The sequence below is a fragment of the Serratia sp. CY47280 genome (assembly GCF_052168655.1).
Classification (GTDB): domain Bacteria; phylum Pseudomonadota; class Gammaproteobacteria; order Enterobacterales; family Enterobacteriaceae; genus Serratia; species Serratia bockelmannii.
In genome coordinates this window covers 235,177-251,856 of the sequence record NZ_JBJNMG010000003.1, presented here as the reverse complement: position 1 = coordinate 251,856, position 16,680 = coordinate 235,177, and the positions used below count along the sequence as shown (strand labels likewise).

Annotated in this window: 17 protein-coding genes and 3 tRNA genes; 12 read left to right on the top strand and 8 right to left on the bottom strand. The window is 59.4% G+C overall.

What is annotated here, in order from left to right:
- The first annotated feature begins 13 nt into the window (after positions 1-13).
- On the top strand, positions 14-1,243 hold the full coding sequence (gene fucP / locus ACJ8J4_RS15485; RefSeq protein WP_025305197.1) for an L-fucose:H+ symporter permease: 1,230 nt from the start codon (positions 14-16) through the stop codon (positions 1,241-1,243).
- 1 nt (position 1,244) lies between these two features.
- Here fucP and ACJ8J4_RS15480 read toward each other — a convergent pair whose 3' ends face one another.
- A complete protein-coding gene (locus tag ACJ8J4_RS15480) occupies positions 1,245-2,447 on the bottom strand; it encodes an MFS transporter (RefSeq protein WP_049204627.1) in 1,203 nt (400 codons plus the stop codon).
- A 108-nt stretch (positions 2,448-2,555) separates the two neighbouring features.
- Between ACJ8J4_RS15480 and ACJ8J4_RS15475 the strand changes: the two genes are divergently transcribed.
- Positions 2,556-3,467: a LysR family transcriptional regulator gene (locus tag ACJ8J4_RS15475; RefSeq protein ID WP_197824233.1), complete on the top strand. Its 912-nt coding sequence runs from the start codon at positions 2,556-2,558 to the stop codon at positions 3,465-3,467.
- 10 nt (positions 3,468-3,477) lie between these two features.
- Here the strand turns inward: ACJ8J4_RS15475 and ACJ8J4_RS15470 are convergent, their stop codons facing one another.
- Entirely contained in the window at positions 3,478-4,674 is a 1,197-nt protein-coding gene (locus ACJ8J4_RS15470) for an MFS transporter (RefSeq protein ID WP_025305200.1), read from the bottom strand.
- A gap of 135 nt (positions 4,675-4,809) precedes the next feature.
- Between ACJ8J4_RS15470 and ACJ8J4_RS15465 the strand changes: the two genes are divergently transcribed.
- Positions 4,810-5,406: a TetR/AcrR family transcriptional regulator gene (locus tag ACJ8J4_RS15465; RefSeq protein WP_016929176.1), complete on the top strand. Its 597-nt coding sequence runs from the start codon at positions 4,810-4,812 to the stop codon at positions 5,404-5,406.
- Positions 5,407-5,451: 45 nt separating this feature from the next.
- Here ACJ8J4_RS15465 and ACJ8J4_RS15460 read toward each other — a convergent pair whose 3' ends face one another.
- The gene (locus ACJ8J4_RS15460; RefSeq protein ID WP_025305202.1) at positions 5,452-6,531 is read right to left on the bottom strand and encodes a GGDEF domain-containing protein; all 1,080 of its coding nucleotides are present in this window, start codon (positions 6,529-6,531) and stop codon (positions 5,452-5,454) included.
- Positions 6,532-6,790: 259 nt separating this feature from the next.
- Between ACJ8J4_RS15460 and ACJ8J4_RS15455 the strand changes: the two genes are divergently transcribed.
- A complete protein-coding gene (locus ACJ8J4_RS15455; RefSeq protein ID WP_141971089.1) occupies positions 6,791-7,075 on the top strand; it encodes a DUF1435 domain-containing protein in 285 nt (94 codons plus the stop codon).
- Positions 7,076-7,163: 88 nt separating this feature from the next.
- On the opposite strand, the gene ACJ8J4_RS15450 is transcribed toward ACJ8J4_RS15455, so the two are convergent.
- The 4 genes from ACJ8J4_RS15450 to ACJ8J4_RS15435 form a co-directional block, all read right to left on the bottom strand.
- Positions 7,164-7,250: transfer RNA gene (locus ACJ8J4_RS15450), tRNA-Leu, on the bottom strand.
- A gap of 42 nt (positions 7,251-7,292) precedes the next feature.
- A tRNA-Leu gene (locus tag ACJ8J4_RS15445) sits at positions 7,293-7,379 on the bottom strand.
- Positions 7,380-7,415: 36 nt separating this feature from the next.
- Positions 7,416-7,502 (bottom strand) — tRNA-Leu (locus ACJ8J4_RS15440).
- A gap of 72 nt (positions 7,503-7,574) precedes the next feature.
- The gene (locus ACJ8J4_RS15435) at positions 7,575-8,519 is read right to left on the bottom strand and encodes a LysR family transcriptional regulator (RefSeq protein ID WP_197836242.1); all 945 of its coding nucleotides are present in this window, start codon (positions 8,517-8,519) and stop codon (positions 7,575-7,577) included.
- 118 nt (positions 8,520-8,637) lie between these two features.
- On the opposite strand from ACJ8J4_RS15435, the gene ACJ8J4_RS15430 reads away from it, so the two are divergent.
- Positions 8,638-9,630, top strand: coding sequence for an aldo/keto reductase (locus ACJ8J4_RS15430; RefSeq protein ID WP_197836240.1), 993 nt, complete (start codon positions 8,638-8,640; stop codon positions 9,628-9,630).
- Between the two features lie 50 nt (positions 9,631-9,680).
- Here the strand turns inward: ACJ8J4_RS15430 and rsmC are convergent, their stop codons facing one another.
- Complete coding sequence (rsmC, locus tag ACJ8J4_RS15425) at positions 9,681-10,721, bottom strand: 16S rRNA (guanine(1207)-N(2))-methyltransferase RsmC (protein ID WP_025305205.1); 1,041 nt, start codon at positions 10,719-10,721, stop codon at positions 9,681-9,683.
- 146 nt (positions 10,722-10,867) lie between these two features.
- Here rsmC and ACJ8J4_RS15420 point away from each other — a divergent pair, with 146 nt between their 5' ends.
- The 7 genes from ACJ8J4_RS15420 to ACJ8J4_RS15390 all read left to right on the top strand — a co-directional run bounded on the left by ACJ8J4_RS15420 (position 10,868) and on the right by ACJ8J4_RS15390 (position 16,613).
- Positions 10,868-11,305 (top strand): DNA polymerase III subunit psi, encoded by a 438-nt coding sequence (locus tag ACJ8J4_RS15420; RefSeq protein ID WP_197836238.1) that lies wholly within the window; start codon positions 10,868-10,870, stop codon positions 11,303-11,305.
- Positions 11,250-11,693 carry a ribosomal protein S18-alanine N-acetyltransferase gene (gene rimI, locus ACJ8J4_RS15415; RefSeq protein ID WP_049294806.1) on the top strand — a complete coding sequence of 148 codons (444 nt, stop codon included), beginning with the start codon at positions 11,250-11,252 and terminating at the stop codon, positions 11,691-11,693. Before ACJ8J4_RS15420 ends, rimI begins: the two co-directional genes overlap by 56 nt.
- A 154-nt stretch (positions 11,694-11,847) precedes the next feature.
- A complete protein-coding gene (locus ACJ8J4_RS15410) occupies positions 11,848-12,153 on the top strand; it encodes a helix-turn-helix domain-containing protein (protein WP_060434177.1) in 306 nt (101 codons plus the stop codon).
- 3 nt (positions 12,154-12,156) lie between these two features.
- Entirely contained in the window at positions 12,157-13,422 is a 1,266-nt protein-coding gene (locus ACJ8J4_RS15405; protein ID WP_197836236.1) for a type II toxin-antitoxin system HipA family toxin, read from the top strand.
- 146 nt (positions 13,423-13,568) lie between these two features.
- Complete coding sequence (gene prfC, locus ACJ8J4_RS15400; RefSeq protein WP_025305208.1) at positions 13,569-15,158, top strand: peptide chain release factor 3; 1,590 nt, start codon at positions 13,569-13,571, stop codon at positions 15,156-15,158.
- A gap of 517 nt (positions 15,159-15,675) precedes the next feature.
- A complete protein-coding gene (gene osmY / locus ACJ8J4_RS15395; RefSeq protein ID WP_025305209.1) occupies positions 15,676-16,290 on the top strand; it encodes a molecular chaperone OsmY in 615 nt (204 codons plus the stop codon).
- 161 nt (positions 16,291-16,451) lie between these two features.
- The gene (locus ACJ8J4_RS15390) at positions 16,452-16,613 is read left to right on the top strand and encodes a DUF1328 domain-containing protein (protein WP_004857650.1); all 162 of its coding nucleotides are present in this window, start codon (positions 16,452-16,454) and stop codon (positions 16,611-16,613) included.
- Positions 16,614-16,680 lie beyond the last annotated feature (67 nt).

The following is a 16,680-nucleotide window of genomic DNA, read 5'->3' as shown; positions in this document are numbered from 1 at the left end:
CGAGGGTATCACCATGCTTGCTGAAAAAAGTGCGGCCTCCGCGCAGCCGGGCGTCCCCGTGACCGCCAATCTGCGCTGGGCCTTTATCCTGGTCACCAGCCTGTTCTTCATGTGGGGGCTGTCCTATGGCCTGCTGGACGTATTAAACAAACATTTTCAGGAGACGTTGCACGTCACCAAGGCGCAGTCGGGGCTGCTGCAGGCGGCCTATTTCGGCGCCTATTTCCTGGTGGCGCTGCCCGCCGGGTACTTTATGGATCGCAAGGGCTATAAGGCGGGCATTCTGGTCGGGCTGTGCCTGTATGCGCTGGGGGCGCTGCTGTTCGTGCCGGCGGCGTCGGCCAACAGCTTCGGCGTATTCCTGTTCGCGCTGTTCGTTATCGCCAGCGGCCTGGGCTGCCTGGAAACGGCGGCCAACCCGTACGCCACGGTGCTGGGCGATGCGCAGGGCGCCGAACGGCGGCTGAATCTGGCCCAGTCGTTCAACGGCCTCGGGCAGTTTATCGGCCCGCTGATCGGCGGCACGCTGTTCTTCTCCGCCAGCCAGTCCACCGGCGGCGGCGATCAGAGCGCGGTGAAGATGACCTATGTGGCGATCGCCGCGCTGGTGCTGCTGATCGCGCTGTTGTTCAGCCGCACACGGCTGCCGGCGATCCGCGAAGAGGAAAAACCGGTGCACGGCGTGATAGCGCAAGGATTGTGGCAGCATCCGCATTTCGTCGGCGGGGTTATCACACAGTTCTTCTACGTGGCGGCGCAGGTGGGCGTCGGGGCGTTCTTCATCAACTACGCCACCGAGCACTGGCGCGAGGTGTCTAACCAGAGCGCCTCTTACCTGCTGTCGATCGCCATGATCTGCTTTATGGTCGGACGCTTCTTCAGCACCTGGCTGATGGGGCGAGTCAAACCGGCGACGCTGCTGGCGGCCTATGCGCTGATCAACATCGCGCTGTGCGGCGTGGTGATGCTGAGCGTCGACGGCGTATCGGTGGTGGCGCTGATCGCGGTGTTCTTCTTTATGTCGATCATGTTCCCGACCATTTTCGCCCTGGGGGTGAAAAATTTGGGTAAACACACCAAGCGCGCCAGCTCCTTTATGATCATGGCGATCGTCGGCGGCGCCATCATGCCGTACTTTATGGGGGCGCTGGCCGATCGTTACAGCACCGCGATCTCTTATCTGCTGCCGCTGCTGTGCTTCGCGGTGGTGCTGGTTTACGGCCTGCGGCAGCGCCGCGCTTGATTCAACCCGGCGGCGAATCGGCCTTCGCCGCCGTTGCCAGCGTCTGCGGGCGGGTTCGTATCAGGATCGCCAACGCCAATAGCAGCACCATGCCGGACAGCACGCCGTTTATCGTCAGGCCTCCGGTATCCACCACCAGCCCACCCGCCAGCGAACCGCAGGAAATCGCCAGATTAAACAGCGCGATATACAGAGAAGAGGCGACCTCTACCGCGTCGGGGGCCGCCTTGAGCATCCATGCCATCAGTGAAACGGAAACGCCGCCGTAGGCGATGCCCCACAGCAGGAGGAAGGCACTGCCGCTCAGCGGCGCGTGGCCCAGCAGCGGCAGCAGCAGGACGGCGAGCGCCAGCCCGAGGGCGATCAGCGCCAGAGTGCGGCGCAGCCGTTTGGCGGCGGCCTGGCCGGCGATGAAATTCCCGGCGATACCGGCGACGCCGTAGGCGAACAGCAGCGGCCCCACCCAGCGGCCCTCGATGCCGGCGACCGTCTGCAACAGCGGGCGAACAAAGGTGTAAGCCATAAAGTGGCCGGCGACCAGCAGAAACGTCAGCAGCAGCCCAAGGAGCAGTCGGCGATTCGCGCGCTGCGCGGTGAACGACCGCCAGCTTATCGCCTGCGTGACCGGCAGCGACGGCAGCACGCACAGCAGCAACAGCAGGGTCAGCGCCGCCAGGACGGCGACGGCCAGAAACGCCATGCGCCAACCCAGCGCTTCGCCGAGGAGCACCCCGAGTGGCACGCCGAACACCGAGGCCGCCGCTACGCCGCCGAAGATGACGGACAGCGCCAATCCGACGGAGGCCGGCGGCACCAGGCGTTCCGCCAACCCGCCGGCGATGGCCCAGATACCGCCGATGCAAAAGCCTAGCAGGATGCGCGCGGCGAACAGCAGGGCCAGGGAGGTGGCAGCGGCGGCCAGCAGGTTAGCGGCGATCAGCAGCAGCAGAAAGCCCACCAACAGGCTGCGGCGATCCGTGCGCCGGGCGCCCAGCACCACCAGCGGGGCGAACAGCGCGGCGAACAGGGCCGGCAGGGAAATCAGCAGCCCGGCACGGCCTATCGATGCGTTCAAGGTGCTGACGATCGGAGTCAGCAGCCCGACGGGCAGCATTTCTGCGGTGACGACGGTAAAGGTGGACAGGCCGACCGCGAAGGTCGCCAGCCAGGGTTTTGCGCCGCCGTCGGCGTGTAAGGCATTCATAAGGATCCTCCCAACAGATGAATAACCTCAGTGTATCCGCGCCAAAATGGCTGATAAACTGGCCTGATTGCGCAACATTGGGGACAAGTCGTGGCTAATTTACCGTCTATGCCGTTGGATAACCTGACAGACCTGCTGGTGTTCATCCGCGTCGCCGACGCCTGCAGCTTCACGCTGGCGGCCGAGAGGCTGGGTATCTCCCGATCGGCGGCGGGCAAATGCGTGAACCGATTGGAGGAGCGATTGGCGACCCGGCTGCTGCAGCGCACCACGCGCAGCGTCAGCCTGACCGAAGACGGCGCGGTGTTTTACGAGTATGCGCAGCGCATCCTGTCGCAGGCCGAAGAGGCGGAAACGGCGCTCAATACGCGGCGGCAAACCCCGCGCGGGCGGCTGCGGTTGGATCTGCCGGTCTCGCTGGGGCGGTTGCATATCCTGCCGATTTTACGGGAGTTTTTGGCACAGTGGCCGGAGGTGGACGCCGACGTCAGCTTCTCCGATGAGTACAGCGATCTGGTGCGCGACGGCATCGACGTAGCTATCCGGGTCGGCGGCAGCGACGACAGCCGGCTGGTGCGGCGAGTGCTCGCGCCGCATCGCCTGATCACCTGCGCGGCGCCGGACTATCTGGCGCGCTACGGCACGCCTGCGAAACCGGAGGCGTTGGGCGATCACGAGACGCTGGTCTTCAGCCATCAGGGGCTGCCGGCGCCCTGGCGCTATTTGGTCAACGGCCAACTGCACGAACAGCCGGTGCGCGGCCGGATGCGTTTCAACAACGTCGAGGCCTTGCGGGATGCGGCCGTCGCCGGGGCGGGTCTGTGCCAAGTGGGGGCGTTTCTGGTCGGCGAGCAGATTGCGGCCGGCATGCTGGTGCCGGTGCTGGAGCGCTATTGTCGCCCGGGGCCGCCGATCTGCGCCGTCTATCCCAGCCGGCGCCATCTCTCCCCCAAGGTGAAACTGTTTCTGACGGCGATCGAACGGCGCTGGCAGGGCAAGGCGATTTGGGAAACCGCTTAGCGCGGGCGATTCACGCCGCTTTCAAGGCCAGCGTTCGCTGCATTAAGCGGTAGCCGCCGGCCGCCACCAGCAGTACGACCAGGCCGGCCGTGAGCGTGACGCCAAAGCCGGCCGTTATCCCCGCAGCGTCGATCGCCAGGCCCGCCAATGCGGCGCCGAGTGCCACGCCTATCCCCAGGCCGGTGACCATCCAGGTCAATCCTTCCGTCAGCCGGGAGGGCGGCACGATGTTTTCAACCAGCCCCATGGCAACGATCATGGTCGGCGCAAAAAACAATCCGGCGACAAACATCGACGCCGCCAGCGTTAAAACATTGTGCACCCACAGCAGCGGCAAGGTGGTGAAAGCGGTGGCGAACGCCGCGTATAAGAACAGACGAGGCAAGGGGACGGGGATCTTCATTGCGCCGAAAATCAGCCCGGCCAGGCAGGAGCCGAACGCGTAAACCGACAGTACGATGCTGGCGGCGGCCGGCTGCCCTTGCTGCTCGGCGAAGGCCACGCTGATGACGTCCACGGTGCCGACGATGGTGCCGAGGGCGATCAGCGCCAGCACCAGGATCTGCATCGACGGCATGGTCAGGATGGCGCGCTGCCGCTGGTTATTGTGGGCGTAAACCGGGGGCTGGGTGCTTTTTTGCGCGGCGAATGCCGCAACGCCCGCCACCAGAAGCAGCGCGGCCACCAGAGGGCCGGCCTCTGGGAAGAGTGAAACGCTAAGCCCCACGGCGATCGGTGGGCCGACGATAAAGGCCACCTCGTCCAATACGGACTCGAATGAAAATGCCGTGTGCAGCTGTGGCGTGCCGCGATAAATTTCGCTCCAGCGGGCCCTGACCATCGCGGAGATGCTGGGCATGCCGCCCGCGAGCGCGGCGAAGACAAACAGAGTCCAGTCCGGTGCCCGATAGTGGGTGCAGAACAACAGCAGCAGCAGGGCGATCGCGCTGATCCCGGTGGCATACGGCAACACGCGGCTTTGGCCGTGACGATCCGCCGCGCGCGCGATTTGCGGCGCAAGCAGCGCCATGGAAAAGGCGAACGTCGCCGCCACCGCACCCGCCAACCAATAGGAACCGCGTACCTGCGAGAGCATGGTGATGATGCCGATACCGGTCATCGAGACCGGCAGGCGCGCGATTAGCCCGGCAGAGGAAAACGCCTTGCTGCCCGGGGCGTTGAACAGTTTGAAATAAGGATTTGCCATGGAAAGGGCTCCGGAATGTTGGCGGCTCGGTATTCGCTCAATGTCCATCATTGACATACGCCACGTATGTTACGTTAATTGACATACATGGCGTATGTCAATTATAACGTCATCAATATGAGGCGGAGTGGACCCATGGCACGTAAAGCGCGCACCGAAATGATTGAAGAAACCCGACAAAAGCTGGTGGCGGCGGCCCGCCGGCAGTTTGGCAGCGTGGGGTATGCCGAGACGGTGATGGATGATCTCACCGCCCAGGCCGGCCTGACGCGCGGCGCGCTCTATCACCATTTTGGCGATAAAAAGGGGCTGTTCCTGGCGGTGGTGCAGGCGATAGACGCGGAGATGGATGCGCATCTGGCTGACATAACCGCGAGTACTGCGGATGACTGGGAGGCTTTTGCGGCGCGTTGCCGCGGTTATCTGATCATGATGACGGAGCCGCAAGCGCAACGCATTCTGTTGCGTGATTCACCTTCGGTGCTGGGAGCTGAATATCTGCGGGCCAGCAAGCTGGCGTGCATCAGCTGGATGACGGGCGCATTGCAGGCCTTGATGGCGCAGCGGCGCATCGCCGTCGCCGAGCCGGAATCGCTGGCGCATTTAATCAACGGCGGCCTGATGGATGCCGCGCTGTGGGTCGCCCATCATCCGGAAAAAGACGTGGGGCTGGAACAAGCCTTGGTCAGTTTGAATCTGTTGCTGAACGGGCTGCGTTCCACCGCCGTATAGCCGTATAAGTGTTGATGTCAGCCGCCGCGCCGTTACGGCGGCGGCTTAAGGGTGAACGGCGGCGGGCTCGACGTTTTGCGCCAGCTGAATATTGTTGCGGCCGCTGTGCTTCGCCAGATAGAGCGCGGCGTCGGCTGCGCCTATCGCCGATTCGATGTCCAGTTTTTCCAGCGCGGAGATGCCGGCGCTGAGCGTCAGCGTGCCGCTGTGCTGCGGACTGGCGCCGTGCGGGATGTTCAGCTCCGCCACGCGTTGACGCACCCGTTCGGCCAGCTGCGCCGCATAGCCTTCGTGCACGTTGGTCAGCAGCACCAAAAACTCTTCCCCGCCGTAGCGCACCACGATGTCGCGCGAACGTACCGCATCGCGAATGGCGACCGCTACCTGCACCAGCGCCCGGTCGCCCATGGCGTGGCCGTAGCTGTCGTTGTAGACCTTGAAGTGGTCGATATCCAGCAGCAGCACGTAGTGGCGGCCGGTTTGCGGTTCCAGCAGCATAGTGATCTTATTTTCCAGGCCACGCCGGTTATAAAGGCCGGTCAGGGGATCGAGCATGCTCAAATTATTGAATTTGTCCCGCTCGTTATACAGGTTGGCCACCAGCGCGTGGGTAAAGATTTCACTGCGTTTCAACATCAGGTGATGAATGGAGAAAGCGATAATAGGTAATAGCGTGGTGAATAATATCCGCAGGGTATTATGCATGCCGTCTAAAGCCAGGATCACCATTGCGGAAGGCACGGCGTGTAAACAAAAGGCGGTAAAGTTATCCGTCAGAGAAATAGCGCTGATAAAAAAGATGCTGAACAAACTAATTAATAAAAAATCTTGGTTATTCGGCAAGCAATATTGACTTTTAACGTAAATATGTGCGGCCCACAGCAGGCCAAGCACGCTGGAGAACAGGTTGAGTTTGCACAAATATTTACGTGGCGTTTGCAGAGAAAATAGCGCTGCTACCAGACAAAATAGCGGTATACATAATAAAGGTAGGGTAAATGCGGGCGTATCCCTAAAAGGGAACAATAATGTAAATACGGAAGAGGCGGCATTCATTATCAGAAAAAGAAATAATGCCAGGCGCTGCTTGCTGTTCAGTAATTCCTGATAAGAACGGGCGTTCATACGGAGGTCACTCTTTGCAAAGTCGTTCTGTCGAATAATTAAGGTTGAGAAGCATTCCCTTGGCGCGAATATCCACTTGAATTGCATGGTTGAGGATTGTGATTATTATCATGCAAACAGGACTAGGAATTTTCTTATGTCAAATTATCATTTTTTCCTGCTGGTGTCATCTGGGTTTGGTCACCGCAGTGAAAATGATGCGGCGGCCAAAAAAGTGTTATATGATATTGGTTATCATTATCACTTGAAGGGGGTTGTCATGCTCACTGCCATGATTGCCGCGTGTGGACTGTGGGGCGTCAGCTGGTGCCTCGGCGATCGCTTGGCCAGCGCCTGGGGCGTTTTGCTGCCGTGCGCGCTGATGCCGCTGTTGGCCTTGATCGATCTGAATATGATGCAGTTACGCACCCTGATTGTGATAGCGATGTTGGCGACGCTGGTGATGCTGTTCAACAGCCGGCTGCGCCACTATCTGCTGCTGCCTTCCTGCATGGCGCTGGCGGGCGGCCTGGCGGCAATCAGCCTCAACTTCAGCTTCACGTAAACGCCGGAAACGGCAAAACCACGCTTAGGCGTGTTGTTCATCAATGCGTTGGGATTTTTTCGAGGACACTACCGGAGAGATCATCAATTGGTGCGAAGAGAGGGACTTGAACCCTCACGTCCGTAAGGACACTAACACCTGAAGCTAGCGCGTCTACCAATTCCGCCACCTTCGCACAGTCGATGTTGTTGCTTTGATTTATATTACGTCGCCAGCGTGGTGCGAAGAGAGGGACTTGAACCCTCACGTCCGTAAGAACACTAACACCTGAAGCTAGCGCGTCTACCAATTCCGCCACCTTCGCATCGATGCTGAGTGCAATATAAATCATGTGGTTATTTGGTGCGAAGAGAGGGACTTGAACCCTCACGTCCGTAAGGACACTAACACCTGAAGCTAGCGCGTCTACCAATTCCGCCACCTTCGCGTACCAGAAACATTACCGGAGTAACGTTACCACGGAGGCGAATTCTAGAGATTTTGGCGGGCACGTCAACAGTTATTTCCCCGCTTTGCGGGTGTTTGCTGGAAAAACAGCCATATCGCCGCTTTTCTGCTGGTCAAACAGCCAAATCAGCCAATCAATCAACACCCTGACCCGTGGCGCCAGGAAACGGCCAGGCGGATACATGATGTAAATCGGCATCGGCGGGGGCGGCGTGTCCGTCAATACTTCCACCAGTTCGCCCTGTTCCAGGCAGGGGGCAAGCGAATAGCGCGCCGCCTGTATCAATCCCATGCCGGCTCGCGCGCCGGCGATATAGGCGTCGGCGCCGCTGACGCTCAGCCGGGCGGGGAGTTCGCGTAGTTCCAGCTTGCCGCCGCGGCAGAACTCCAGCGGGTAATCGCGGTTGCTGGCCAGCGAAAAATACCCCACCGCGCGGTGCGGCGCCAGGCTATCGATGTCGAGCGGCGTGCCGCAGGCCTGCAGGTAAGCGGGGGAAGCGCAGGTGATCTGTGGCAACTGGGCGATGCGCCGCGCCACCAGGCTGTCGTCTTCGGTTTCCCAGGCGCGCAGCACGCAGTCAACGCCTTCGCGCAACAGATCGACGTGGGTGTCGTTGGCACCCAGCGCCAGGGTGATGTCGGGATAACGCTGGTAAAAGTCGTCCAACGCCGGAATGACGATCTGGCGCGCCAGCGAATGGGGCATATCGATGCGCACCTTGCCGGACGGCTGCAGCTTATGGTGGCTGAACAGCGTGTCCGCCTCCTCCAGTGCCCCCAGCAACTGCACGCAGCGTTGATAGTAGAGGCTGCCTTCGCTGGTCACCTGTACCTGGCGGGTGGTGCGGATCAGCAGGCGAACGCCCAGCCGCTGCTCCAGCCGTTTTAACGCGTTGCTGACCGTGGCGCGCGGCAGCTGCAGGCGTTCGGCCGCCCGGCTGAAGCTGCCCAGTTCGACGATGCGGGTAAAAATGCGCATGGCTTGAACCTGATCCATGTCCACTCCGGATTGTTGGTGATTTTTGAACAGTGATGTGCAATCTGCATTATTTATCTTTGTAGTGTAAACAACCAGACTTTGCTGCGTTATCCATTCACCGCATGAGGGCAGCACAATGCAACAACGTAAACTGGGTTCCCACGGTCCCGTCGTCTCCGCCCTGGGGCTGGGATGCATGGGCATGAGCGACTTCTACTCCACCGGCGCCGATCGGCAAGAAGCCATCGCCACGCTGCACCGGGCGCTGGAGCTGGGCGTCACGCTGCTCGACACCGCCGACATGTATGGCCCGCACACCAACGAAGCGCTGGTGGGGGAAGCGATCAAAGGCAAACGGCAACAGGTGTTCCTGGCCACCAAGTTCGGCATCCTGCGCGATCCGGCGGATCCTTCGGCGCGCGGCGTCAGCAGCCGGCCCGAGTATATCCGGCGTTCCGTCGAGGGCAGCCTGCGGCGCTTGGGCGTGGAGGAGATCGATCTTTATTATCAGCACCGGGTCGATCCGCAGGTGCCGATCGAGGACGTCGTGGGCACGATGGCGGATCTGATCCGCGAAGGCAAGATCCGCCACATCGGCCTGAGCGAGGCGTCGGTCGCCACGCTGGAGCGGGCGCATAAGGTGCATCCGATCACCGCGCTGCAGACCGAGTATTCACTGTGGACGCGCGACGCCGAGCAGGGCGTGCTGGCGGCCTGTGAGCGCCTGGGCATCGGTTTTGTGCCTTACAGCCCGTTAGGGCGCGGTTTTCTTACCGGCGCTATCCGGCGGCCGGAGGATTTGGCCGAGGACGATTTCCGCCGCAGCAACCCGCGTTTCCAGGGGGAAAACTTCGCCCGCAACCTGGCGCTGGTGGAGAAGGTGGGTGAGCTGGCGGCGCAGAAGGGCGTCAAGCCATCACAGCTGGCGCTGGCCTGGGTGTTGGCGCAGGGTGAGCACATCGTGCCGATCCCCGGCACCAAACGCCGTCGCTATCTGGAAGAGAACGTCGCGGCGGCGGAGATAACGCTGAGCGCGGCTGAGCTGGCGGCGATCGACGCGGTGTTCCCACTGAGTGCGGCGGCCGGCGAACGCTACGGCGCCGAGTCGATGACCTACATCAACGGTTAAAAAAAAGCGCGGCCTCAGACCGCGCTCTGTCGTCTTCCGCCAACGGCGAATTATTTCTTCTTCGGCGCGCGCGGCGGGCGGCCGACGGTGGCCTGATACACCTTGAAGCGGCCGTTCTGCGCCAGCACTTCGTGGCTGCCGAAGGTAGCGTCCAGAATGTCCGGGTAGGGCAGGAAGGCGTTGGCGACGATGCGCAGCCGGCCGCCGATCGGCAGGTGCTTCACCGCGCCGCGGATCAGGGTTTCAGCAGCGGTCAGGCTGGTCTGCAGCCCGTCGTGGAACGGCGGGTTGGAGATGATCATGTCGAAACGGCCGGTGATGTCGGAGTAAACGTTGCTGACGATCACTTCGCCTTCGATGCCGTTGGCGGCCAGCGTTGCGCGGCTGGATTCCACCGCGGCGGCGTTGACGTCGCTGAGGGTCAGTTTCACCTTCGGCGACAGCTTGGACATTACCGAGGCCATGACGCCGGCGCCGCAGCCGATGTCCAGCACCTTGCCTTTCATGTGTTTTTCCAGCGTCGACAGCAGCAGCGAGCTGCCGACGTCCAGACCGTCGCGGCTGAACACGCCCGGCAGCGTTTTCACTTCCAGATCGTGCAGCTGATAGCTGTCCCACCAGTCGTTCAGGTCGAACTCGGTCTGCGCGTCCAGGCGGCCATGATACAGGCCGCAGCGGCGCGCACTGTCGATTTTCACCAGCGTGACGTGGCCTTCCAGCGTTGGCTCGGCGCTGCGCACGCCGCTGCGGTTTTCACCGACCACGAACACGTCCGCGCCCACCGGCAGCAGCGCCAGGAGGTTGCACAGCTGGAATTGCGCTTCCTGCTTGCTCTTCGGCCAGTAGTAAACCAGCGTGTCGCAGTCGGCGACGAAAGCGGGATCGACGGTCAAACCGAACTGCACGTTATCGCCCATCGTCCGGTTCAGTAACTGCCAGTGATGGTATTGCTGAGTGTGGACGCGCACGTCCGCGGCCTCGAATTGGGCCGGCAGGCTGTCCTGCAGGTCGCCGGCAAACAGCACGCGGCGTTCGATAAATTCATCACTGTGGCGCAGCATGACTTCACTGGCGGGGGTTAATGCAGACATCAGATATTGGCTCCTGGAAATGAGACCGGGGATTATAGAGCTTTGTGGCGATATGTTCGACGGGTTTGTTGGCGCGGGCTGCGCGGGTTTGTTAGCATAGCGCGGCGCATGGCAGGCATGGCGCACCACAACGGGTAGGAATCGGCATGGCATCAAAACGCGACTGGCTGTTACAACAACTGGGTATTACGCAGTGGACATTGCGCCGCCCGGGCGTGTTGCAGGGCGAAGTGGCGGTCAGTCTGCCGCCCGAGACGCGCCTGCTGGTGGTGGCGCAGACGCTGCCGGCGCCCGACGATCCGCTGTTTTGCGACGTGCTGCACAGCCTGGGGCTGACGCCGGCGCAAACTTACAGCCTGACGCCGGAACAGGCGGCGATGCTGCCTGAAGAGACCGCATGCAACAGTTGGCGGCTGGGCGTGGCGGAACCGCTTGCGGTCGCCGGCGCGCAGCTACACAGCCCGGCGCTGGCCGAGCTTTCCCAAGACGCGGGGGCCAAACGCGCCCTCTGGCAGCAGATTTGTCATCATGAACACGATTTCTACCCTGACGGCGGCCGATCTGGCCACGGCCTTCACCATTGAGCAAGCCAGCCACGCTTTTCCCTGGACGGAAACCACCTTCGCCAGCAATCAGGGCGATCGCTACCTTAACCTGAAGCTGAGCGCCGACGGGGCGATGGCGGGGTTCGCCATCACGCAGATCGTGCTGGACGAAGCCACGCTGTTCAACATCGCCATCCATCCGCAGTACCAGCGCCGGGGCTTTGGCCGCCTGCTGCTCAACGCGGTGATCGAACAGCTGGAGAGCCGCGGCGTGGTTACGCTGTGGCTGGAGGTGCGTGCTTCCAACCAGGCGGCGATCGCGCTGTATGAAGATCTCGGTTTCAACGAGGTCACCGTGCGCCGCAATTATTACCCGAGCGCCCACGGCCGCGAAGACGCGATCGTGATGGCGCTGCCGCTGGGGTAATCTAAAACATCCTGTTTATTGTTTGCATTCCCTTTTACAACTAAAAAGTTGTTTCTTCATTAATTTACATCAAAAAAGTTGTTTTTCACTGTCTCGACAACTAGTTTGTTGTTTATTGCTGGTGAGACAATCAATGCGTTGTTTGGAGGCGCGGATGAGAAAACTATCCGAAATATCAGCGTTGCTGAAAGAAAAACGCAGTGAGTTGGGTTGGAGTCAAAAAGACTTTTTAATGAAGATTGGCATGACCCAACAGCAATATCAGCGTATTGAAGCGGGGAGCGATCTGCGGGTAAGCACGTTGCTACGAATATTGGCGGCGATGAATTTGGAATATGTCATCGTGCCAAAAAAGTCTGCCCGTGATGTGGAGTGCCTGCTGCAACAGGAAGTGAGTAGCGCACCGGAAGTCGGTAAGCCGCAGGATTTTGAAAAAAAACTGAAAGATCTCGAGGACTAGCTGATGAAAGGGCTGCGACAGGTTGAATCGGTACAGGCATTAGCCTTGATATTGCATGGCGTGCGTGTTGGCGTGCTGGCGCATTACAGCGGCGGCAGAAACATCCTGACGTTTGATCCACACTACCTCGCTTTGCCGGAGCGTGTTCGTCCTTTGTTTACGCTCAGGCAGAAGGCGCACGCGGGGTATCTTGAGCAAGTTTTACAGTCATCGCAGCGTCTGCCGCCCGTTTTATCCAACTTGTTACCCGAAGGCGCACTGCGCGCTTGGGTGGCACAGTCGTTGAAAGCCCATGTGAATGAGGAGTTTCCTTTAATTGCCTGGGCCGGTGGAAACTTGCCGGGAGCGCTTGAAGCACGGCCGTTGGCTGCCAGTGACATACCCGCCTGGGCGTTAAGGTCGCGCGGCGAGTTGGAAGCCGTGCAAATTGATGTTGGGATGGAGGCGCAAAAGTTTTCTCTGGCAGGGGTACAAATGAAATTTTCCTCTGTGCGCAAAGAGGGCCGCTTCAACATTTCTTCTCAGGTGGACGCTGATAGCTGGATCATTAAAACGCCTTCAACGGTTCATCGTCATCTCCCTGAAAATGAATATACGGCAATGCGTTTGGCGCAAGCCATCGGCGTGGATATTCCTGATATTGCGCTGGTTGAACTGACACGACTTGAACACTTGCCTGATATTCGCTTGGCGGATGAACCCTATGCTTATGCCACCCGTCGTTTTGACCGCAGCGAAAGCGGGCGAGTGCATGCAGAAGATTTTGCCCAGATATTCGAGATTTACGCGCACGATAAATACCGCGGCAAAAATTACGATCAAATAGCGGCTTATCTCTATGAGTATGGCAGTGAATCTTTAGCGGATGTGCAGCAAATGGCGCGCCGTCTGTTGGCGAATATTTTGCTCGCCAATGGCGATGCGCACGTAAAAAATTGGTCCATGTTCTATCCAAACCAGACTGATATTCGGCTTTCTCCCGCTTATGACATCGTCACTACGTTGGCTTATATTCCTGGTGAGTCTGAGGCTGCGCTCAATATGGCGAAGGAAAAGCGCTGGGATAGGATCTCAATGCAAACCTTCGAACGCTGGGCTGAGCGGGTCGATATTCCCTGGTCTGCGATACGGGTGCACCTGGTGGATGCCATCGACAAGGCGCGAAATTTGTGGCCGGCCTTATTGGAAGAGCTGCCGATGGCGGACGATCACAAATCGGTATTGCGCCGGCATTGGGCCGCTTTGTCTCCCGATTTCCGCCTGCGTTAGCGGGAAATCGGATCCATTGATTGTCACCGGTTGGCAAATCGGCGAAAATGCCCGGCTGTTATCTTTTATTCACCGCTTTGCCCGGCGCCGCGATCGGCGCGTTCTGATGATGTCGCAGGGCGGACTAACCGTAGAACCTGAAAACCATGTCTCCTAGTGAATTTGCCCGCGAAGTCTCCAAAAGAAGAACTTTCGCCATCATCTCGCACCCCGATGCCGGTAAAACCACCATTACCGAAAAAGTGCTGCTGTTCGGACAGGCGATCCAGACCGCCGGTACGGTAAAAGGCCGCGGCTCCAGCCAGCACGCCAAATCCGACTGGATGGAAATGGAAAAGCAGCGTGGGATCTCGATCACCACCTCGGTGATGCAGTTCCCGTATCGCGACAGCCTGGTCAACCTGCTGGATACCCCGGGGCACGAAGACTTCTCCGAAGATACGTATCGCACCCTGACCGCCGTCGACTGCTGTCTGATGGTGATCGACGCCGCCAAGGGCGTTGAGGATCGTACCCGCAAGCTGATGGAAGTTACCCGTCTGCGCGACACGCCGATCCTGACCTTCATGAACAAGCTGGACCGCGACATCCGCGATCCGATGGAGGTGATGGACGAAGTCGAGCGCGAACTGAAGATCGCCTGTTCGCCTATCACCTGGCCGATCGGCTGCGGCAAGCTGTTCAAAGGCGTTTACCACCTGTACAAGGATGAAACCTACCTGTACCAGACCGGTAAAGGCCACACCATTCAGGAAGTGCGCATCGTCAAAGGCCTGAACAACCCGGAACTGGATATCGCCGTGGGCGAAGATCTGGCGGCGCAGCTGCGCGATGAGTTGGAACTGGTGCAGGGCGCTTCCCACGAGTTCGATCAGGAGGCCTTCCTGAGCGGCGAGCTGACGCCGGTGTTCTTCGGTACCGCACTCGGCAACTTCGGCGTGGATCATATGCTGGACGGCCTGGTGGCCTGGGCGCCGGCGCCGATGCCGCGTAAAACCGACACCCGTGAAGTAACGGCGGCGGAAGAGAAATTCACCGGTTTCGTGTTCAAGATCCAGGCCAACATGGATCCGAAGCACCGCGACCGCGTGGCCTTTATGCGCGTGGTGTCCGGCCGTTACGAGAAAGGCATGAAGCTGCGCCAGGTGCGCACCGGCAAAGACGTGGTGATCTCCGACGCGCTGACCTTTATGGCCGGTGACCGTTCGCACGTGGAAGAAGCCTACCCGGGCGACATCATCGGTCTGCACAACCACGGCACCATTCAGATCGGCGATACCTTCACCCAGGGCGAAGACATGAAGTTCACCGGCATCCCGAACTTCGCGCCGGAACTGTTCCGCCGCATTCGCCTGCGCGATCCGCTGAAGCAGAAACAGCTGTTGAAGGGGTTGGTGCAGCTGTCCGAAGAGGGCGCGGTGCAGGTGTTCCGCCCGATCGCCAACAACGATCTGATCGTCGGTGCGGTCGGCGTGCTGCAGTTCGACGTGGTCGTGGCGCGTTTGAAGAGCGAGTACAACGTGGAAGCGCTGTATGAGTCGGTCAACGTGTCGACGGCACGCTGGGTCGAGTGCGACGACGTGAAGAAGTTCGAAGAGTTCAAGCGCAAGAACGAGATCAACCTGGCGCTGGACGGTGGGGACAACCTGTCCTACATCGCGCCGACCATGGTGAACCTCAACCTGACGCAGGAACGCTATCCTGACGTGACCTTCCGCAAAACCCGCGAACACTGATAACTCTGCAGGGCGCCCGGTGCGCCCTGCCAGCTCCCCGTATTCTCACTCCGCTAATTAATAAAACTTCCTCATATTTTATCCTGCGAATCGACATCGCCAAGGCGAGACGCGATTGGCCTGCGTTTTCCGCCGCATGGTCTATCTTTAACGAGATGTCCGCACATTGCTTGAGAGTAAATCACTGCAATACGCTGATTGTTTGGTGAGTTATTCTGATGTGTTGCCGATAGGAGACAGTCTGTTTCCTTAAATATCAATGAGATGGCTATTTTACCGTTTCGTGTCACTTAGTCTGTCGTCAATAGGCGACAGTTTTTTGATTAAAAATCCGGCTCAACGCTTCTTTTGCTTGATTTTAAAGGTGTTTACTGAGTTGGCACGGCTGTTGCAATATTCCTATCGTGAACGCTTAATCGTATAGCGATGATGAAGTATTTACCGAGAGGCCGCGTGAAGGTGGCTGAAGGGTTCCGGCACTCTGGCGCTGCGGGCCCCCAACAAAAGGAAGAGATCGATGAAAAAGACCAAATTTGCACACTCGCTGATGGCTGTTGTTTTGGGTTCTGCTTTGGTGAGCGGCACTGCGCTAGCCGAAGACAGTCTGCTCAACAAGGCGTCTAACGCCGCGGACAGTGCCGGTGCCAAAATCGATAGCTCCATGAAAAAAGTTGACGGTTACATGGATGACAGCGCGATAACGGCTAAAGTTAAAAGTGCGTTGGTGGACGATAAGACCATCAAAAGCACTGACATTTCGGTGAAAACCGAAAAAGGCACCGTGATCCTGAGCGGGTTTGTCGGCAGCCAGGCGCAGGCGGAGCATGCAGTTGCGGTTGCCGGCAAGGTGGAAGGCGTCAAAACCGTTAGCGACAAGCTGCACGTGAAAGATGAAGCCAATCAATCGATCAAATCGTATGCCGGCGACACCGCCACCACCAGTGAGCTGAAAGCCAAGCTGCTGGCCGATGACATCGTGCCGTCGCGCAATGTGAAAGTGGAAACCACCGATGGCGTGGTGCAGCTTTCCGGTGAAGTGAAAACGCAGGCGCAGTCTGAGCGTGCCGAAAGCATCGCCAAGGCTATCGATGGCGTGAAAAGCGTGAAAAACGACCTGGTGGTTAAGCAGTAATCCCGCCAGGCGCCCGTAACAAGTAACAACAAGCCGCATCTGTCGGGCCGTCAAGGCGGCCCGACGTGTACCACCAAAAAAAGAAACTGATTTGCCGTCGATGTCCCGTTGTCGGGGCGGTAGACGGCAGCGAATTTTTTCACAATGGTAAGGAGAAGCTTATGTTTCGTTGGGGCATTATCTTTTTAGTTATCGCGCTTATCGCTGCGGCACTGGGGTTCGGTTCGCTGGCGGGCACCGCCGCCTGGGCGGCTAAAATCGTGTTCGTCGTCGGCATCATCCTGTTCCTGGTCAGCCTGTTCACCGGCCGCCGGCGCCCTTAGCCGGCCGGCATTTTCCCGTAAACTGTAACAAAGCTTAACTCCTTTTCTCACGTCGGGGAGGGCCGGA